Annotated in this window: 17 protein-coding genes; 6 read left to right on the top strand and 11 right to left on the bottom strand. The window is 73.0% G+C overall.

Going from position 1 to position 17510, the window contains the following annotated elements:
• Window positions 1-119: 119 nt before the first annotated feature.
• Window positions 120-1301, bottom strand: a complete 1182-nt coding sequence (locus AC507J_RS29535; protein ID WP_496293333.1) for an RNA polymerase sigma factor — start codon at window positions 1299-1301, stop codon at window positions 120-122.
• Window positions 1302-1369: 68 nt separating this feature from the next.
• On the bottom strand, window positions 1370-1711 hold the full coding sequence (locus tag AC507J_RS29530; protein WP_496293319.1) for a YciI family protein: 342 nt from the start codon (window positions 1709-1711) through the stop codon (window positions 1370-1372).
• A 309-nt stretch (window positions 1712-2020) separates the two neighbouring features.
• On the opposite strand from AC507J_RS29530, the gene AC507J_RS29525 reads away from it, so the two are divergent.
• On the top strand, window positions 2021-2260 hold the full coding sequence (locus AC507J_RS29525; protein WP_496293317.1) for a DUF5522 domain-containing protein: 240 nt from the start codon (window positions 2021-2023) through the stop codon (window positions 2258-2260).
• A gap of 19 nt (window positions 2261-2279) precedes the next feature.
• Here AC507J_RS29525 and AC507J_RS29520 read toward each other — a convergent pair whose 3' ends face one another.
• The gene (locus AC507J_RS29520; RefSeq protein WP_496293315.1) at window positions 2280-2969 is read right to left on the bottom strand and encodes an iron-dependent transcriptional repressor DtxR; all 690 of its coding nucleotides are present in this window, start codon (window positions 2967-2969) and stop codon (window positions 2280-2282) included.
• Between the two features lie 97 nt (window positions 2970-3066).
• Between AC507J_RS29520 and AC507J_RS29515 the strand changes: the two genes are divergently transcribed.
• From AC507J_RS29515 to AC507J_RS29505, 3 genes are all read left to right on the top strand, one after another.
• Window positions 3067-3909, top strand: a complete 843-nt coding sequence (locus tag AC507J_RS29515) for a sulfurtransferase (RefSeq protein ID WP_496293313.1) — start codon at window positions 3067-3069, stop codon at window positions 3907-3909.
• Window positions 3910-3993: 84 nt separating this feature from the next.
• Window positions 3994-5175: an acetoin utilization protein AcuC gene (locus AC507J_RS29510; RefSeq protein ID WP_496293311.1), complete on the top strand. Its 1182-nt coding sequence runs from the start codon at window positions 3994-3996 to the stop codon at window positions 5173-5175.
• Between the two features lie 25 nt (window positions 5176-5200).
• Window positions 5201-7756, top strand: a complete 2556-nt coding sequence (locus AC507J_RS29505; protein WP_496293309.1) for a bifunctional acetate--CoA ligase family protein/GNAT family N-acetyltransferase — start codon at window positions 5201-5203, stop codon at window positions 7754-7756.
• 131 nt (window positions 7757-7887) lie between these two features.
• Here AC507J_RS29505 and AC507J_RS29500 read toward each other — a convergent pair whose 3' ends face one another.
• The 4 genes from AC507J_RS29500 to sigB all read right to left on the bottom strand — a co-directional run bounded on the left by AC507J_RS29500 (window position 7888) and on the right by sigB (window position 10267).
• Complete coding sequence (locus AC507J_RS29500; protein WP_496293307.1) at window positions 7888-8295, bottom strand: VOC family protein; 408 nt, start codon at window positions 8293-8295, stop codon at window positions 7888-7890.
• Window positions 8292-8723, bottom strand: coding sequence for an SRPBCC family protein (locus tag AC507J_RS29495; protein WP_496293331.1), 432 nt, complete (start codon window positions 8721-8723; stop codon window positions 8292-8294). Before AC507J_RS29495 ends, AC507J_RS29500 begins: the two co-directional genes overlap by 4 nt.
• A 56-nt stretch (window positions 8724-8779) precedes the next feature.
• On the bottom strand, window positions 8780-9133 hold the full coding sequence (locus tag AC507J_RS29490) for an ArsR/SmtB family transcription factor (protein WP_496293305.1): 354 nt from the start codon (window positions 9131-9133) through the stop codon (window positions 8780-8782).
• Window positions 9134-9256: 123 nt separating this feature from the next.
• Window positions 9257-10267 (bottom strand): RNA polymerase sigma factor SigB, encoded by a 1011-nt coding sequence (gene sigB / locus AC507J_RS29485; RefSeq protein ID WP_496293303.1) that lies wholly within the window; start codon window positions 10265-10267, stop codon window positions 9257-9259.
• 255 nt (window positions 10268-10522) lie between these two features.
• Here sigB and AC507J_RS29480 point away from each other — a divergent pair, with 255 nt between their 5' ends.
• Complete coding sequence (locus AC507J_RS29480) at window positions 10523-11311, top strand: sporulation protein (protein ID WP_496293301.1); 789 nt, start codon at window positions 10523-10525, stop codon at window positions 11309-11311.
• Window positions 11312-11396: 85 nt separating this feature from the next.
• On the opposite strand, the gene dtd is transcribed toward AC507J_RS29480, so the two are convergent.
• Both dtd and AC507J_RS29470 read right to left on the bottom strand, forming a co-directional pair.
• Window positions 11397-11819, bottom strand: coding sequence for a D-aminoacyl-tRNA deacylase (dtd, locus tag AC507J_RS29475; RefSeq protein WP_496293299.1), 423 nt, complete (start codon window positions 11817-11819; stop codon window positions 11397-11399).
• A gap of 58 nt (window positions 11820-11877) precedes the next feature.
• Window positions 11878-13362 (bottom strand): DUF7782 domain-containing protein, encoded by a 1485-nt coding sequence (locus AC507J_RS29470; protein ID WP_496293297.1) that lies wholly within the window; start codon window positions 13360-13362, stop codon window positions 11878-11880.
• A 178-nt stretch (window positions 13363-13540) separates the two neighbouring features.
• On the opposite strand from AC507J_RS29470, the gene AC507J_RS29465 reads away from it, so the two are divergent.
• The gene (locus AC507J_RS29465) at window positions 13541-14761 is read left to right on the top strand and encodes a S8 family peptidase (RefSeq protein ID WP_496293295.1); all 1221 of its coding nucleotides are present in this window, start codon (window positions 13541-13543) and stop codon (window positions 14759-14761) included.
• 106 nt (window positions 14762-14867) lie between these two features.
• Here the strand turns inward: AC507J_RS29465 and AC507J_RS29460 are convergent, their stop codons facing one another.
• Together AC507J_RS29460 and AC507J_RS29455 are read right to left on the bottom strand one after the other, a co-directional pair.
• Entirely contained in the window at window positions 14868-15941 is a 1074-nt protein-coding gene (locus tag AC507J_RS29460; RefSeq protein ID WP_496293293.1) for an ABC transporter ATP-binding protein, read from the bottom strand.
• Complete coding sequence (locus AC507J_RS29455) at window positions 15938-17500, bottom strand: ABC transporter permease (RefSeq protein ID WP_496293329.1); 1563 nt, start codon at window positions 17498-17500, stop codon at window positions 15938-15940. Before AC507J_RS29455 ends, AC507J_RS29460 begins: the two co-directional genes overlap by 4 nt.
• Between the last annotated feature and the right edge of the window lie 10 nt (window positions 17501-17510).

The raw sequence follows: 17510 nt of genomic DNA, 5'->3' as shown, positions 1-17510 counted from the left end.
TCTTGCGCTTTCCGTCGGGACAAAAGCCGCGTACGCCGCGTAGCAGCGACCAAGAGTGCAAGATCGACGCGGGGAGAGGTGGGTGGGAGGGAGGGAGAGGTGGGAGGGTGGGGAGGGGGTTATGGGGTGGGGAGGGTGGCGAGGCGGGCGGTGAGGAAGTCGCGTTCGGTGTCGTTGTCGACCAGGGCCAGGGCCGCGCGGTACGCCTCGGCGGCCTCCGCGTGGCGGTCCAGCCGACGCAGCAGGTCGGCGCGGATCGCCGGCAGGTAGTGGTAGCCGGCCAGCCGCCCGTCCTCGGCGAGCGTGTCGACCTCGGCGAGCGCCACGGCCGGCCCGTGCACCATCGACACCGCCACCGCCCGGTTCAACGCCACGACCGGTGACGGCCACGCGCGGGCCAGCGCATCGTAGAGCGCGACGATCTGCGGCCAGTCGGTCGCTTCGTAGCTGGGTGCCAGGGCGTGCAGCGAGGCGATGGCGGCCTGGAGTGCGTACCGGCCGACCCGCCCGGTGCGGAACGCCTCGACCACCAGGCGGCGGCCCTCGTCGATGGCGGGCCGGTCCCAGGCGGTGCGGTCCTGGTCCTCGATCCGGAGCAGCCGCCCCCGCTCGTCGGTGCGGGTGGCCCGCCGGGCGTCGGTGAGCAGCAGCAGGGCGAGCAGCCCGCGGACCTCCGGCTCGTCGGGCATCAGCGAGAGCAGCATCCGGGCCAGGTGCAGCGCCCGGTCCACCAGGTCGGCGCGGACCAGCTCGGTTCCGGAGGGCGCGGTGTGCCCGGTGGTGTAGAGCAGGTGCACGACGGTGAGCACCGCGTCCAGCCGCTCGGGCAGCTCGGCGGCCTCCGGCACCCGGTAGGGGATCCGGGCGGCGGCGATCTTCTTCTTGGCCCGGGTGACCCGGGCCGCCATGGTCGGCTCGGTGACCAGGAAGGCGCGGGCGATGTCGCCGGTGGTCACCCCGCAGACCAGGCGCAGGGTGAGCGCCACCTGTGCCTCCCGGGCGAGCGCCGGATGGCAGCAGGTGAAGACCAGGCGCAGCCGGTCGTCGGGTACGGCGACCTCGTCGGGCAGCTCCAACTCGGCCGTGTCCGGTTCGACCAGCAGCGGCAGCTTGGTGCGGAGCACCTGCCGTCGGCGCAGTACATCGAGGGCCTTGCGTCGGGCGGTCGCGGTGAGCCATGCGCCCGGTCGGTCCGGTACGCCGTCGCGGGTCCAGGAGCCCAACGCGGCGACGTACGCCTCCTGGACGCACTCCTCGGCGAGGTCGAGGTCACCGGCGACGCGCGCCGTGGCGGCGAGCACGAAGGCCCACTCGCGACGGTGCGCGTCGACCACGGCGCGTTCGGCCGCGCCGGACTGATCCGGATCGCTCACTCGGCGGGCGGCGCGAACAGCGGCCGGACCTCCACCCCGCCGTGGATGGTGGCCGGGTTGAGCTTGGCGATCTTCAGGGCGACGTCCAGGTCGGGCGCCTCCAGGACGAAGAACCCGGCGACGACCTCCTTGGCCTCGATGAACGGGCCGTCGGTGACGACGTCGCCGCGTACCGCCGTGGCCGTGGTGCTCGGTGCCAAGGCGAAACCGGTGACGATCTGCCCACCCAGCTCCGCCACCTGGGCCGGGTAGCGTTCGAGCAGCGCCACGTAGTCGGGCGTCAGCTCCGTCGGGTCGGCCGGTGCGGGCGAGTAGATCAGGACTGCGTACTGGGCCATGCTTCCTCCTTGAATCGCTGCCCATCCTCTGCTGAACCGACGCACGAGGCCAGCGCGAATCGACTCGTCCCGGAAGAAATCTCCCGACCGCTTCGCCGCCGCACCGATGCCGCCCACACCGACCGACGCCCGCACCGGCCGACGCCCCGCACCAATGCCGCCCGCACCGGCCGATGCCGCCTGCACCGACCGACGCCCGCACCGGCCGATGCCGCCCGCACCGACGGACGCCCGCACCGATGCCGCCCGCACCGACCGACGCGGCCCGCACCGACGCCGGCCGGTCGTCGGCTGCCTAGACTGCCGCGAATGAGCGGTGAGCGACGGCCCCTGGCGGCGCGACCCCTGACCGAGCCACATCCGTCCCGGCTGTCACCCGAGCACCCGGATCGGGAGCGGATCCTGGCCGCGCACGCCGACGCCCTGGCCGCCGGGGAGGCTGGCTACCTCGACCCGGCCAGCGGCCTCTTCGTGCTCACCGCCGGTTTCCTCGCCCGACGCGGTACCTGCTGCGGTCGGGGTTGCCGGCACTGCCCGTACCTGCGGTGAACCGATTGATGGTGGGTGATCAGGTGGCGGCGACGAAGACCCGGGAGGCGACCTCGCGGGGCAGCCGGACGCTCTCCCCGGAGCGGTCGATGGAGACCCCGTCGCGTTCCTGGGCGACCGTGACCGTGGCACCCGGGTCGACCCCGGCGGCGTGCAACTGCCGGAGCACCGTCGCGTCGGTCTGCACGCTCTCGCAGATCCGCCGCACGATCACCTTGCCGGTCAGGCCGGGGAAGGCCAGGTTGCGCTCCGCGTCGGTCGGCTCCGGTTCGGCCTGACCCGGCGAACCGAGCGCCTCCAGCCCGGGAATGGGGTTGCCGTACGGCGACCGGGTCGGCCGGTTGAGCAGGTCGTAGACCCGCTTCTCGACCGCGTCGCTCATCACGTGCTCCCAGCGGCAGGCCTCCTCGTGGGCCTCCTCGTAGGGCATCCCGATCACGTTCACCAGCAGCAGCTCGGCGAGCCGGTGCTTGCGCATCACCGAGACGGCGGTGCTGCGGCCCAACTCGGTGAGGCTGAGGTGCCGGTCACCCTCGACGGTGAGCAGGCCGTCGCGCTCCATCCGGGCGACGGTCTGGCTGACGGTGGGGCCACTCTGGCGCAACCGTTCGGCGATCCGGGCGCGCAGCGGCGGCACGCCCTCCTCCTCGAGTTCGAGGATCGTACGCAAATACATCTCGGTCGTGTCGACCAGGTCGTGAGACTTCATAGTGTCAGCGGCCCTCCGGTGATCTATGGTACCGCGCCGCACGTCGCAGGGGCTTCGGCGAACCGCGCCCGGTTACGGATGGTGTTGACTGGACGCCATGTCCGGTACCGAGGAGCTTCTGGTCCACGCCGGGCGGCTCGCCGCCGAACTCGACGCGGCCGATCCGCCCACCCTGCTCGACGTGCGGTGGCGGTTGGTCGGACCGCCGGGTCGGGACGACTACGCGGCGGGGCACCTGCCGGGTGCGGTCTTCGTCGACCTGGACACCGCGTTGTGCGGCCCGCCCGGCCCGGCGGGCCGGCACCCGCTGCCCGACCCGGCCGCGTTGCAGGCGACGCTGCGGGCCGCCGGGGTACGCGCCGGTCACCCGGTGGTGGTGTACGACGGTGGCGACGGCATGGCCGCGGCCCGTGCCTGGTGGACGCTGCGCTGGGCGGGGCACCGGCCAGTACGGCTGCTTTCCGGCGGCTATCCGGCCTGGCTCGCCGCCGGCCTGCCCACCAGCACCGAGGCGCCGATGCCGGCCGAGGGCGATGTGGTCGTCGCGCCGGGTGGCCTGCCGGTGCTCGACGCCTCGGTCGCCGCCCGGCTGGCCGCTGGCGACGACGGCGTGCTGCTCGACGTCCGTGCCGCTCCCCGCTACCGGGGCGAACATGAGCCGATCGACCCGGTCGCCGGCCACGTGCCCGGTGCGGTGAACCTGCCGGCGTCGGAGTACGTCACCGACGGCCACTTCCCGGCGGCCGAGGTGCTGCGTGACCGGTTCGCCGCCGCCGGGGTGGCCACCGGTGCGCCGGTCGGCGCGTACTGCGGCTCCGGGGTGACCGCCGCGCAGGCCGTGCTGGCGCTGCACCTCGCCGGGCGGCCGGACGCCGCGCTCTACGTCGGCTCCTGGAGCAACTGGGTCGCCGACCCGGACCGGCCGGTGGCCAGGTCGTGACCGGTCCCGGCAGCGGGACGCGGAACGCCCCGACGCCGGGCCGCCGTACCGGCCGCCCGGCCCGCCTCGTGCGACCATGGGCAGATGTCCGACGACACGGTGGTGGTGTGGGACGAGTCGCTGCTCGCCTACGACCTCGGTGACCATCCGCTCGATCCGGTGCGGGTGGAGCTGACCATCGCGCTCGCCCGGGAACTCGGCGTCCTGCACCGCCCCGGCGTGCGGCTGGTCCGGCCGGCACCGGCAGACGACGCGCTGCTGACCCGGGTGCACGATCCCCGTTACCTGGACGCGGTGCGGATCGCACCGGACGACCCGCTCTTCGCCGGTTTCGGGCTCGGCACCTCGGACAATCCGGTCTTCGAGCGGATGCACGAGTCCAGCGCCCTGGTCACCGGGGCGACCGTGGCCGCAGCCGAGGCGGTGTGGCGTGGCGAGGCCCGCCGCGCGGTGAACGTGGCCGGCGGCCTGCACCACGCCATGCCGGCGCGCGCCGCCGGGTTCTGCGTCTACAACGACCCGGCGGTGGCCATCGCCCGGCTGCTCGACCTCGGCGCGGAGCGGATCGCGTACGTCGACGTCGACGTGCACCACGGCGACGGGGTGCAGCAGATCTTCTGGGACGACCCGAGGGTGCTGACCGTCAGCCTGCACGAGACCCCGCTGGCGCTCTTTCCCGGCACCGGCTTTCCCGACGAGACCGGTGGCCCGAACGCGGCGGGCACGGCGGTCAACGTTCCGCTGCCGCCCGGGGTGGCGGACGCCGGCTGGCAGCGCGCCTTCCATGCGATCGTCCCGTCGGTGCTGCGCGCGTTCCGTCCGCAGCTGCTGTTCACCCAGTGCGGCGCGGACGCCCACCGCAAGGACCCGCTCGCCGACCTGCACCTCTCCGTCGACGGTCAGCGGGCCACCTACCTGGCGCTGCGGGCACTGGCCGACGAGTTGTGCGACGGCCGCTGGGTGGCCACCGGCGGCGGCGGTTACGCGCTGGTGGAGGTGGTGCCCAGGGCCTGGACGCACCTGCTGGCGGTGGCCACCGGTGCACCGCTGGAGCCGGCCGCGCTGACCCCACCGGCCTGGCGGGAGTTGGCCGCGGCCCGCCGCCCCGGCTTCGACGTGCCGCTGCGGATGACCGACGACGTCGATCCGGGGTACGAGCCGTGGCAACCCACGGGTGAGCCCAACCCGGTGGACCGGGCGATCGCCGCCACCCGTAAGGCGGTCTTCCCGCTGCTCGGCCTCGATCCGCACGATCCACGCGACTGAGTCGGCCGGGGGAGGGCCGCCCAAGGTGACCACAGCCGAACAAGCCGTGGACGTGCTGCTCAGCGACGGCAGCACCGTCCAGTTGCGACCCATCCGCCCCTCGGACGCCCCGGCGATCGTGGCCATGCACTCCCGGTTCTCCGAGCGCACCCGCTACCTGCGCTACTTCTCGCCGTACCCGCGCATTCCGGAGCGGGACCTGCAACGCTTCGTCAACGTCGACCACCGCGACCGGGAGGCGTTCGTGGTGCTGGCCGGCGACCGGATCGTCGCCGTCGGCCGGTACGAGCGGCTCGGCCCGGCCTCGCCGGAGGCTGAGGTGGCCTTCGTGGTCGAGGATGCCTACCAGGGGCGGGGCATCGGGTCGGTGCTGCTGGAGCACCTCGCCGACGCCGCCCGGCGGGTCGGGATCGTCAACTTCGTCGCCGAGGTGTTGCCGGCCAACGGTGCGATGCTGCGGGTCTTTGCCGACTTCGGGTATCAGCTGCAGCGTCAGTTCGCCGACGGCGTGGTGCATCTGACCTTTCCGATCGCGCCCACCGAGGCCACCCTTGAGGTGCAGCGCGGGCGGGAGCACCGTACCGAGGCCCGGTCCATCGCCCGGCTGCTCGCGCCGCGTGGGGTCGCCGTCTACGGTGCCAGCGCCACCGGCCAGGGCGTCGGCGCGGCGGTGCTCGGGCATCTGCGCGACGGCGGGTTCACCGGTGTGGTGGTGCCGGTGCATCCCACCGCCACCCGGGTGGCCGGGCTGCCCGCGTACCCGTCGGCGGCCGACGCGGGGCTGCCGGTCGACCTGGCGGTGGTCGCGGTGCCACCGGAGTCCGCGTTGGCGGTGGTGGCGGACGCCGCCGCGGCCGGGGTGCACGGCCTGGTCGTCATCTCCGCCGGCTTCGCCGAGGCCGGAGTGGAGGGTGCCGCCGCGCAGCGGGCGCTGGTCCGGGCGGCCCACGCGGCGGGCATGCGGGTGATCGGCCCGAACTGCCTGGGGGTGGCGAACACCGACCCGACGGTACGCCTCAACGCCACGCTCGCCCCGCGTCTGCCGGTGCCCGGACGGGTCGGCATCTTCAGCCAGTCGGGCGCGTTCGGTGTGGCGCTGCTGGCCGAGGCCGATCGGCGCGGGCTCGGCCTGTCCAGCTTCGTCTCGGCCGGCAACCGGGCCGACGTCTCCGGTAACGACCTGTTGCAGTACTGGCAGGACGACCCCGCGACAGACGTGATCATGTTGTATCTGGAGACGTTCGGCAACCCGCGCAAGTTCGCCCGACTGGCCCGGCGCATCGGCCGGGACAAGCCGGTGGTGGCCCTGGCCTCGCCGGCCCGCCCGCCCGGGGTCGGCGAGGCCGTCGGCCCGGACGCCACGGCGGTGAGTGCGCTGTTCGCCCAGTCCGGCGTGGTCCGGGTGGACACCGTCGCCGAGCTGCTCGACGTCGGGGTGCTGCTGGCCAACCAGCCGTTGCCGGCCGGGAACCGGGTGGGCATCGTCGGCAACTCCTCGGCGCTGACCGGCCTCGCGGCGACCGCCTGCGCGGCTCAGGGACTGTCCGTCGCCGTGGGCTACCCCCGGGATGTTGGGCCGCGCGCCAGTGCGGCCGAGTTCGCCGAGGCGCTGGCCGAGGCCGCCGCCGCCGAGACCGTCGACGCGCTGGTGGCCCTCTTCGCGCCGCCGCTGCCCGGCCAGTTCACCGGCACCGAGGCGGATTTCACCGCAGCCCTGCCCACCGCGCTCACCGGCACCAAGCCGGCGGTGGCGACCTTCCTGGTCGGCCGGGCGCCGGCCGGCATGCCCTCCTATCCGAGCGTGGAGGAGGCGGTGCGGGCGCTCGCCCGGGTCACCGCGTACGCGCACTGGCTGCGCCGACCGCCCGGGGTACCGCCCGAGCTGCCCGGTATCGACCGGGCGGCGGCACAGGCGGCGCTGCGCGTCGACGGGGCCGATCCGGTGGCGCTGCTCGGTGCGTACGGCATCGAGGTGGTCGCCTCGACGCCGGTCGGCTCGGCCGAGGCGGCCGTCGAGGCGGCGACCCGGTTCGGGTTTCCGGTGGCGTTGAAGGCTGCTGCCGCCGGTCTGCGGCACCGGCTCGACCTCGGCGCGGTCCGCCTCGACCTGCCCGACGCCGCGACCGTGCGCCGGACGTACGCGGAGCTGGCGGCGGCGTTCGGCACGGAGGTCCTGGTGCAGCCGATGGTGCCGCCCGGGGTGGCCTGCGTGGTGGAGCTGGTGGAGGATCCGGCGTTCGGCCCGGTGGTCGGGTTCGGTCTCGGCGGGGTCGCCACCGAGCTGCTCGCCGACCGGGCCTGGCGGGCGGTGCCGCTGACCGACCGCGACGCCGCCGAGCTGGTGGACGCCCCCCGCGCGGCGCCGCTGCTGCGCGGTCATCGCGGCGCCGCCCCGGTCGACCGGCAGGCCCTGGCCGACCTGCTGCTGCGGGTCGGTCAACTCGCCGACGAGCAGCCCCGGGTCCGCGCCCTGACGCTGAACCCGGTGCTCGCCCGACCGGACGGCCTGTCGGTGCTGCACGCGACCGTCCTGACCGGCTCGGCCACCCCCCGCCCCGACACCGGCCCCCGCCGCCTGTGAGCAAGGAAGGGCCCCCTGTTAACGCCTCGTGCATAGCAAGGGCCCCCTTTTAACACCAGCCCCTCGGTGCCAGTCCGCTCGGCACCAGCTCGCTCGGTGCCAGTCCGCTCGGCACCAGCTCGCTCGGTATGTCAGGGGCGGCTGGAGATCTGCTGCACCGCCCAGGCGTTGCCGTCCGGGTCCGCGAAGAAGACGAAGCCGACGTTGTCCAGCGGGTCCGGCACCGGGTGGGGATTCTTACCTACCACCTGGATCTCGCTCACCTCGACGCCTCGTTCGAGCAGTTCGGCGCGGGCCTTGTGCAGGTCCGGCACGACGAGTTGGAGCCCCTTCAACGAGCCTGGCGGCATGTCCGGCACCGCGCCCTTGCCGATCACGATCGAGCAGCCCGAGCCGGGCGGGGTCAACTGGACGATCCGTACGTCGTCGTTGATTTTCGTGTCGTGGTCCACGACGAAGCCGAGCTGGTCGGCGTAGAACGCCTTGGCCCGGTCCAGGTCCGAGACGGGTACGACCACCACTTCCAGGGTCCAGTTCATGATTCTCCCTCTGATGTCGTCGCCAGCAGGTCGGCGAGTCGGGTGTAGCTCTCGGTGACGCCGCGGGTCATCGGGTACCGCAGTGCGGTGGCGCGCCCCTCGGGCGTGGCGAACCGCAGCGTGGTGGTGACGGTGGTCCGCCCGGCCAGCTCGGTGAAGTCGTGGCGGACCAGGGTCTGTCCGGGGTAGGACTGCTGCTCGAAGCGCTCGGTCTGCACGAGCCGGCGTGGCGGGTCGACCTTGCGGTAGACACCACTTTGGACCATCCGCTCGCCGCCGGGCCCCTGCGACACGAACCGCCAGCGCCCGCCCACCCGCAGGTCCACCTCACATTCGACCAGCCGCCAGCCGCGTGCGCCGTACCACCGCATCAGCAGGTCGGGGCGGGTGAAGGCGGTGAAGACCAGGCGCGCCGGGGCGTCGAACATCCGGCTCAGCACGATCTCCCGGTCGCCGGGCGTGGCGACCACGAGGTGATCGTCGATCACGGCGTCTCGCCGTCGCGGTCGGCGTTTTCCATTGCGTGCAGTTCGTCGAGCAGGGCGTCGAGGCGTTGGTAGCGCTCCGCCCAGTGGTCCCGGTACGCCGCCAGCCAGGCGGTGGCCTGCCGTAGCGGATCCGCCTCCAGCCGGCAGGGGCGGCGCTGCGCCACCCGACTGCGGCTGATCAGACCGGCCCGCTCCAGCACCCGCAGGTGCTTGGAGATCGCCGGTTGGCTCATCGCGAAGGGCGCGGCGAGTTCGGTGACGGTCGCGTCGCCGGTCGCCAGCCGGGCGAGAATCGCCCGCCGGGTCGGGTCGGCCAACGCCGCGAAGGTGGCGTCCAGGTCGCTGTGCACTGTATATAACCCCTCGGTTTGATAACCAAGAGGTTTTTATCGGATCTGCCCGGTCCCAGTCAAGCGGCGAAGAAACAACGTCGGCCCCGGTGAACCGCCGGGGCCGACGTGGTGCCGCCCAACTCAGCAGGCGTACGCCTCCAGCCGCTGCGCCCGCTCCGGCGCCCGGAGCTTGAGCAGCGTCACCTTCTCGATCTGCCGGATCCGCTCCCGGGACAGGCCGAACTCGCGGCCGACCTCGTCCAGGGTGCGCTGCCGGCCGTCGTCGAGCCCGAACCGCAGCCGGATGACCGCCTGCTCGCGCTGCGACAGGGTGGCCAGCACGATGCTCACCTCGTTGCGCAGTTCGCCCTGGGCGGCGACGTCACCGGGAAGGGCATTCGGGTCGACGGCGGCGACGAAGTCACCGAGGGCGCTCTCGCCGTCCTCGCCGACGGCCTGGTCCAGGCTGACCGGCTCCCGGTCGTACGAGATCAGCTCGATCACCTGGTACTCCGGCACGTCGAGCGCGCGGGCCACCTCGGCGAGGGTGGGCTCGCGGCCCAGCGACACCGCCAGTTCGCGGCGGGCCCGGACCATCCGGTTGACCTGCTCGACCATGTGCACCGGGATGCGGATGGTGCGGGCCTGGTCGGCCATGGCGCGGGTGATGGCCTGGCGGATCCACCAGGTGGCGTAGGTGGAGAACTTGTAGCCCTTGGTGTAGTCGAACTTCTCGACGGCGCGGATGAGGCCGAGGTTGCCTTCCTGGATGAGGTCGAGGAAGGCCATGCCACGGCCCGTGTACCGCTTCGCGATGCTCACCACCAGGCGGAGGTTCGCCTCCAGCAGGTGGTCCTTGGCCGCCCGGCCCTCCTGCGCGACCAGTTCCAGGTCGGCGCGGAGCCCGGCGGAGACCGGGGTGCAGGTGGTCAACTTCTCCTCGGCGAAGAGGCCGGCCTCGATCCGCTTGGCGAGGTCGACCTCCTCGGCCGCGGTCAGCAGCTTCCGCCGGCCGATTCCGTTCAGGTATGCCCGGACCAGGTCGGTGGAGACGCCACGCTCGTCGGTGGCGTCCAGATCGGTCAGGGTCTCGACGCCGGGCTCAACCTCGACGCCGGCGCGCGTGCTGTGCTCCATCATCTGCAGGGCCATCTTTGTCTCCCCGTTCCACGTCCGTGCCGTGTCGCTTCGGCGAAGTTCCGCCGGTGACACACAGCTTGGCGGGTGTGGCGTAAAACGGGAGTGAGGCGATCGGGGACCCGACAGCGGAAGGGACCGATGGTCCTACCGGTTCGGCCGTTCGACCGGACGAGCTTGTCGATGCCGGTTACCGTGCCAGCGGCCGGCAGATGCCGGGCATGGTCGAGCCCCGAGCGGGCGCAACGGTATTCGAACGACGGAGGCGACGTGGTCTTCAAGCGGCTCATGCAGGCGATGGGGGTCGGCGGCCCGTCCGTGGAGACGGTGTTGGCGAACCCGAACTGCCGCCCGGGCGGGCAGTTGACGGGCACCATCGCGGTGACCGGCGGCGACCACGGGGTGGACGTCTCGTACGTGTCGCTCGGCCTGCTCACCAGGGTCGAGGTGGAGAGCGGTGACAATGAGTACACGACCAACCAGGAGTTCCACCAGCAGCGGGTGACCGGGGCGTTCCGGCTGGAGGCGGGACAGCGGTACGACATCCCGTTCCGCTTCGACGTGCCCTGGGAAACCCCGCTGACCGAGCTGTACGGGCAGCACCTGCACGGGATGACGATGGGACTGCGTACGGAGTTGGAGGTGGCCCGCGCCGTCGACTCCGGGGACCTGGACCCGATCGCGGTGCATCCGCTGCCCGCCCAGGAGCGTCTGTTGGAGGCGCTGCTGCGGCTCGGTTTCCGGTTCGCCCGGGCGGACGTGGAGCGCGGGCACATCTACGGCGTGCACCAGACGCTGCCGTTCTATCAGGAGATCGAGTTCTATCCGGCACCGCAGTACGCCGGCGCGATGAAACAGCTGGAGGTCACCTTCGTCGCCGGTCCGCAGCAGATGGAGGTGGTGCTGGAGCTGGACAAGCACGGTGGGCTGTTCACCGAGGGCCGGGACGTCTTCGGCCGCTTCACCGTCGACCACGCCACGGTCGACCAGGTCGACTGGGCCGCCCAGCTCGACGGCTGGCTACGCCAGTCCCTGCGCCGTCGCGGCCTGTTCGGCTGACCGCGCAGCCGGCGTCGACCACGAAGTCGCGGCGGATCTCCCGGTTCGACAGACTTCGTGGTCGACGTTGCGGTGGGCGAGGTCGTCAGAGGTCGAGCAGCAGGGTGCGGGGGCCGACGTTCACGCTCTCCACAAGCATGTGGGCGCGGAAACGGCCGGTCTCGACCTTTGCGCCGCGCTGGCGCAGCTCCGCGACCACCGCCTCGATCAGCGGCTCGGCCACCTCGGCCGGGGCCGCCGCGGTCCAACTCGGGCGGCGCCCCTTGCGTGCGTCACCGTAGAGCGTGAACTGGCTGACCACCAGGATCGGCCCGCCAGTGTCCGACGCGGACCGCTCGTCGTCCAGGATCCGCAGCTCGTGCACCTTGCGAGCCATCGTCCGGGCGGTCTCGACCGTGTCGCTGTGGGTCACCCCGAGCAGGATCAGCAACCCGTCGGAGATCGCACCGACCACCTCGCCGTCCACCGTGACGCTGGCCCGGCCGACGGTCTGCACCACCGCCCGCATCAGGTCACCACCGCCGCCATCAGAGTCACCGTCGGCATCAGACTCGCCGCCGCCCGCATCAGGACTGCACCGGCTCGATGAAGCCGCGTTCGACCAGGTGCGCCACGATCGGGCCAGCCGCCTCGGCCAGTTCGTCGACGGCCACGTCGTGCGCGACCGCGAGTAGTGCGAGCTGGTCACGCAGCGGCAGTCGGCCGTCGGCCCCACCGACCAGGGCCAGCACCAGCGGGTCGATCTCCTCGGTCCAGCGCAGGCCGTGCGGCATGGTGAGCACCTGGCGCTCCACGCCCCAACCGTCGTCACCCATGGTCGCCTCCTGGTGCAGCCGGAGCGCGTCGGCGGCGCGGTACCGCACGTCCAGCAGCCCGGCGGTGTCCCGCCCGCGCAGCCAGTCCTGGCGGTCGAACCAGGCGGCGATCCGGTCGCCCATCGGCGCCTCCACCCGCTGGCGCAGGTCCTCCACCCGCAGCACCGGGTCGTCGTTGCCACTGCGGCGCAGCGAGACGATGCCGAAGCCGATCGCCTCCACCTTGTGCGCGTCGAACCAGTCCAGCCAGTCGGCCATCCGCTGCGGGTCGGCCGCCTCGCCGACGTCGGTGAGCCAGAGGTTGACGTACGCCATCGGGTCGGCGACCTCGCGCTGGATCACCCAGGCGTCCAGGCCGGTGCCGGCGAACCAACCGGCCACCCGTTCCCCCCAGTCCTCGCCGGTGACGTGCACCCAGTTGGCGAGGTACTGCATGGTGCCGCCCTCGGTGAGCAGCCCCGGTGCGGCGGCGGCCAACTCGGCGCCGATCGCGTCGCCGACGCGACCGGAGTCGCGGTAGACGTGCGTGGTGGTGCCGGGCCCGACCACGAAGGGCGGATTGCTCACCACCAGGTCGAAACGGCGGCCGGCCACCGGTGCCACCAGGTCGCCGTGCAGCAACTCCCAGTCCTGGCCGTTGAGTGCGGCGGTGGTGGCGGCGAACCGCAACGCCCGTCGCGAGACATCGGTGGCGGTGACCCGTCGGGCGTGGGTGCTCAGGTGCAGCGCCTGTACGCCCGATCCGGTGCCCAGGTCGAGCGCGCTCTGCACGGGCCGGCGGACGGCGGCACCGATCATCGTCTGGGTCGCCCCGCCGATGCCCAGCACGTGCTCGGCATGCAGTGGCCGCCCGGGGCGGGCGCTCGCCGGCACGTCCGCGAGCACCCACCAGTCGTCGCCGTACGGCTCCAGATCCAGCCCCATCCGCAACCCGTCGCCGTGCCGTTCGATCAGTCCCGCCGCGAGCGCGTCGGCGACGGAGAGCGGTGCCAGCGCGGCGGCCACGGCTGCCTCCGGCTCGGTCTGCTCGCAGATGAACACCCGGATCAGAGTGGCGAGCGGGTCACCGTCGGTGGTGGCCCGCAGCGCGGCCCGGAAGTCGTTGCGGGCCACCCCGCCGGTGGCCTGCGAGCCGAGCCGGGCGGCGATGCCGTTCGCGGTGAAGTTGGCCCTGACCAGCGCGGATCGCAGCGCGTCGACGCCGGCCGGTGAGAGCAGCATGTCGTGTCCGTCCACGCCGCAATCCTGCCTGGTCCCGCCGGTCACGGCGCGTCGACCCATTACATTCACAAAGTATTGATGAGCTTCTCTGTCATATTTGTCGATCAAGGGCTAGCATCTCATCCAACTCAGTCGATGGCGTGAGCTGGCCGGCCAGAAGCCCGGCAGGTCACGCCTGCAAAGGAGGCAGACGATGCCAGCAGGGTCCCCCGCGCGACGGCACCTCATCCGGGCGTTCGCCGTCGTCGCCACCGCGGCGGCCGTCTCGGCGGCCAGCACCACCGCGGCGGTAGCCGCACCCACCGGTGAGATCCGTGGCGCCGGCGCGGCGAACGCGGTCAGCGGAAGTTACCTCGTCGTCCTGCGCTCCGACACGGTCGGCACGGCCGGCTCCTCCGCCGCCCGCAGCGCGGTGCCGAACCGGGCCAGCGCCCTGGTCAAGCGGTACGGCGGCAGCGTCTCCGACGTCTACAGTGCCGCGCTCACCGGCTTCGCCGCCAAGATGACCGCGGCGCAGGCGGCCCGGCTCGCCGCCAACCCCGACGTCGCCTACGTCGAACAGGATCAGGTGATCACCCTCAACGCGACCCAGAGCAACCCGACCTGGGGCCTGGACCGCATCGACCAGCGGAACCGGCCGCTCAGCAACAGCTACACCTACCCGAACACCGCCTCGAACGTGCGGGCGTACATCATCGACACCGGCATCCGGACCACCCACAACGACTTCGGCGGCCGGGCCACCTGGGGTACCAACACGATCGACTCCAACAACACCGACTGCAACGGCCACGGCACCCACGTCGCCGGCACCGTCGGTGGCTCGACGTACGGTGTGGCCAAGGGGGTCCGCCTGGTCGCGGTGAAGGTGCTCAACTGCTCCGGCGGCGGCACCACCACCAGCGTGGTCAACGGCGTGAACTGGGTGACCGCCAACGCGGTCAAGCCCGCCGTGGCGAACATGAGCCTCGGCGGCGGGGCCAGCACCAGCATCGACAACGCGGTGGCCAACTCGATCCGCTCCGGCGTCAGCTACGCCGTCGCGGCCGGCAACTCGAACGCCAACGCCTGCAACTACTCCCCGGCCCGTACCTCGACCGCCATCACCGTCGGCGCGACGACCAGCACCGACGCCCGGTCGTCCTTCTCGAACTATGGCTCGTGCGTACACATCTTCGCGCCGGGCTCCAGCATCTCGTCGGCCTGGCACACCAGCAACACCGCGACCAACACGATCAACGGCACCTCGATGGCCTCGCCGCACGTGGCCGGCGCGGCGGCCCTCGTCCTGGGTGCCAACCCGTCCTACTCGCCGGCACAGGTCAAGAGCTACCTGATCAACAACGCCACCACCGGCGTGGTGACCAGCCCCGGCAGCGGCTCGCCGAACCGCCTGCTCTTCGTAGTCAACTGACCCTGACCGGTCATTGACTCTGACGTGAACCGGCCCGGCGGACGGCAACACCGTTCGCCGGGCCGCTTCGTGTCCTGGGACAACTGCGCCGGCCAGCCGGCCGGCCTCACGCGGCCAGTTCGACCGGGGCGGCGGCGGACCGGCCGGGGGTGGTGTCCGCCGGGAAGGCGCGTGCGGCGCCGTCCAGGTGCACGGTCACCTCGCCGCCGAGGGAGACGGCGGCGTCGCCGTCGAGGATCCGGGCGGTGATCCGGGTACCGTCGGCCAACCGGAGCCCGACCAGCGCGTCGTGGCCGTGGAAGTCGTGCCGCAGCACGGTCGCGGTGACCGCACCCGGACCGGTGGCGAAGCGCACCTGCTCGGGCCGGACCAGCACCGTGACCGGGCCGTCCGCCACCGTGCCGGCGACCGGTACGACACCGAGGGCCGTGCGCGCCGATCCGCGCTCGGCGACCGCCGGCAGCAGCACGGCCTCGCCGACGAAGCTGGCCACCCAGGGATCGGCCGGCTCGCGGTAGACCGTGGTCGGCGAGCCGGCCTGGATCACCCGTCCGTCGCGCAGCACCACCACCTGGTCGGCCACCGACAGCGCCTCGCCCTGGTCGTGGGTGACCAGTACGCCGGTCGCACCGTCGGCACGCAGCGCCTCGCGTACGTCGTGCCGCAGCCCGGCGCGCAGGCCCGCGTCGAGCGCGCTGAACGGCTCGTCCAGCAGCACCACCGACGGCCGGGGCGCCAGGGCACGGGCCACCGCCACCCGCTGCTGCTGCCCGCCGGAGAGCTGGTGCGGCATCCGGTCGCCGTACCCGGCGAGCCCGACCAGGGTCAGCACCTGCTCGACCCGGTCGGAGCGCCGGGCGGCCCGGTCGAGGCCGTAGCCGACGTTCTCCGCCACGCTCAGGTGCGGGAAGAGTGCACCCTCCTGGGGCACCACGGCGATGTTGCGCCGGTGCGCCGGCAGGTGCTTGCCGCCGCCCGCCACCCGGTTGCCGTCGATGCGGATCTCACCGGCGTCCAGCCGTTCGAAGCCGGCCAGGCAGCGCAGCAGGGTGGTCTTGCCGCACCCGGACGGTCCGAGCACGGCGGTCAGCTGGCCGGACGGCACGCTGAGGTCCGCGCCGGCCAGAGCGGTGACCCGCCCGTACCGCTTGACCACCGCATTGAGCACGACGTCACTCATGCCGGCCCTCCATCTTCCTTGTCGAGCAGGCCGCTGCGGGCGACCAGTAGCCAGGTGGGTAGTGCCGAGATCGCCACCAGCAGCGCGGCGTAGGGTGCCGCAGCGGCGTACGCACCGACGGCCGTACTGGTCCACAGCTCGGTGGCCAGGGTGTCCGTCCCGGTGGGTCGCAGCAGCAGGGTGGCGGGAAGTTCCTTCATTCCGGTGAGGAAGACCAGCGCGGCACCCGCACCGATGCCGGGCAGGGTCAGCGGCAGGGTCACCGTGCGCAGCACGGTCCACGGTCCGCGGCCCAGCGAGCGGGCCACCTCCTCCAGCCCGGTGGGGGACTGGGCGGCGGCGCCGGCCACCGCACCGACCGCCAGCGGCAGGAACAGCGTGGCGTACGCAAGCGCCAACAGCCACCGCGTCTGGTAGAGCGGGTACGCCACGTTGATGCCGAAGAAGATCAGCGAGAGACCGATCACCACGCCGGGCAGGGCATGAGCCAGGTACGCCAGCCGGTCCAGCGCGGTGGTGAGCGGACCCGGTGCGCGGGCCGCGAGCAGACCCAGAGGCAGCGCCAACAGCATGGTCAGCGCGGCTCCGGCGAGCGAGACGGTAAGCGAGTTACCGGCGGCGGTGAGCACCTCCGGCAGCGCCCCCGGGCGGGAGACCCCGGCGGCGAGTCGCCGGCCCAGGCTGACCGCCGGCACGCCGAGCGCCAGCCCGGCGACCCCGACCAGGGCCACGATGGCGGGCCAGCGGGCGGGCCCGAGCGCGAGCCGCGCCACCGGGCGGCGGGCGCCGCCGAGGCGGGCGTACCGGGCCCCGCGTCGGCGGGTGGCGGTCTCGCCGGCCAGCAGCAGCACGGTCAGCGCGACAAGCACGCTGGAGAGCACCAGCGCTCCGGTGCGGTCGAAGCCCAGGTCGAAGGCGACGAAGATGGCCCGGGTGAAGGTGTCGGCGCGCAGGATGGAGACCGCGCCGAAGTCGGAGAGCACGTAGAGGGCGACCAGCAGCGCCCCGGCGGCGGTGGCCGGGCGGATCTGCCGCAGCGTCACGGCGGTGAAGGTCTGCCAGCCGCTGCGCCCCAGCGACCGGGAGACCTCCTCCTGAGCCGGGTCCGCGCCGCGCAGCGCCGCCGCGACCGGCAGCAGCACGTACGGGTAGGAGCAGAGGGTGAGCACCAGCGCCGCCGGCCAGAAGCCCTCCAGCCGCGGCATCGCGGAGACCCAGGCGAAGGCGGCGATGTAGGTGGGTACGGCCAGCGGCAGCGCCGCCAGCACGGCGAAGAGCCGACGGCCGGGCAGGTCGGTGCGGGTGACCAGGAAGGCGGTGCCGACGCCGAGCAGCACGCAGGCCGTGGTGACCACGGCGGCCAGCCCGAGGCTGCGCAGGGCGAGCAGTCCCACCCGTTCGGTCCACAGCTCGGCGACGATCCGGTCCCAGCCCGCCTCGGCGGTGCGTACCGCGAGGTAGGCCAGTGGGATCAGGGCGACCGCCACCGCGGCGGTGGAGGCGGCGAGCAGCGCCGGGCGCGGTGCCAGGCGCCGCCACCGGCCGGGTACGCCGGACAGGGCCGGCCCG

This window comes from Micromonospora sp. PRAS1 (assembly GCF_059553435.1).
Note: the sequence above shows the minus strand (reverse complement) of the source record. Positions and strands in the feature narration are given on the sequence as shown.